This window comes from Legionella sp. ST3F1 (assembly GCF_048553315.1).
GTDB lineage: Bacteria > Pseudomonadota > Gammaproteobacteria > Legionellales > Legionellaceae > Tatlockia > Tatlockia donaldsonii.
This window is the reverse complement of the sequence record NZ_JBLZIO010000046.1, coordinates 1-1,552: the sequence shown is the minus strand read 5'-3', so window position 1 is coordinate 1,552 and position 1,552 is coordinate 1. Positions and strand designations below refer to the sequence as shown.

Below are 1,552 nucleotides of genomic sequence, written 5' to 3'. Positions count from 1 at the left end.
CATAGGGTCTCATTTTTATTTTTTCCTCATTATACCCTGTTTGTGATGGATAAGGTACCGGCCTGTTGTAAAAGGTGATTAATTTATTTACAAAACAAATGGTTATTGATCTAATGCACTCTATTTAAAGCTGTTTGTCAGATGCAAGGTAAACTCTGTTCTAAAGAAAACAATGTCAATTACTCCATATTAGATGCACTAATTCCTGACGATCATTTTCTGAAGAAAGTTAATGAAGCAGTTGATCTATCTTTTATAACTAAAATAACAGAAGACTTATATTGCCCTAACAATGGGCGGCCATCAATTGCACCAGAATTGTATTTTAGAATGATTCTTTTGAGTTATTTATATTCTATAAAATCTACAAGAAAGCTGATTGACGAAATACGTTACAATATCGTCTATCGTTGGTTTTGTGGATTAACCATCCACGATAAAATTCCTCATCACGCAAGTCTGAGTCGGATTAAACAGAGATTTAAGAAAGCCATCTTTGAGAATATTTTTATAAATATTGTTTCTCAATGTCAGCAAGCGGGATTAACAGACGGTCACTGCGTTATGGTAGATAGCACCTTTATTCAGGCCAACGCATCACTAGATTCAATGAAGCCAATTGATAAATCAATCCCACAAAAAAGTAGACCAAGTAACAGTTGCAAAAATACAAAATGGCAGCTATCAAACAAAACACACCGCAGTGTTACTGACCCTGATGCTACTCTTGCCTTTAAGACTGGAGCGGCAAGAGGCCTTAAATATAAAGCTCATGTTTGTTGCGACAGTAAAAGTCGAGTAATTACAGCTATTCACGTAACAACTGGAGCAACTCATGACTCCCAACCATTTATAGAGTTAATTAAAGAACTAAATGCTAAATTTTCTCACCCTATCAAAGAAGTTATCGCCGATAGGGCCTATGGCTCTGGTTCAATACTTGCATTTTTAAAAGATTATGAAATTAACTCCTTTATACCCCTTTTTACTACACGCAGCGGTAATAATAATTGTTCTGAATTTGAAGGAATAACTTTTGATCCTATAAGAAAAACCTATGTTTGTAGTAACAATGTATTATTCCATGCGAGCAAGGTTAATTCAGACGAAATTATTACTTATCGCACAAGAGTTAAAGATTGTAGACATTGCCCTCTGAGGGAAACATGCCAAGCCCCTATTGTAAAAGGTAGAGGGACCCGAGTTATATCAAGACATATTCATGATGACATTTTTAAGCAAGTAAAAAGGCAAATGGAAACCGATATTTTCAAACAAAAATTGCGTGAGCGATTATGGAAAATTGAAGGTGTAATGAATGAATTAAAAAATCATAACGGCTTGCTTAGAGCAAAATATCGCGGAATGGAGAGTATTCAAATACAAGCCTACATGGCTTCAATAGCTATCAATATTAAGCGGTTAGTATTTTTTATTCTCATTTTACGTTTTTATTAAAGATCAAAATCTGCCACCTTTTACAACAGGCCGGTACGTTATCCATCACAAACATATGGGTCTAATGAGGAAAAAATAAAAATGAGACCCTATG

At 34.7% G+C, this 1,552-nt stretch carries 1 pseudogene; it reads left to right on the top strand.

The features are described 5' to 3' along the window. The first annotated feature begins 141 nt into the window (after positions 1 to 141). Positions 142 to 1,537 (top strand): annotated as a pseudogene (locus tag ACN4Z1_RS15870) (transposase). Positions 1,538 to 1,552: the final 15 nt, after the last annotated feature.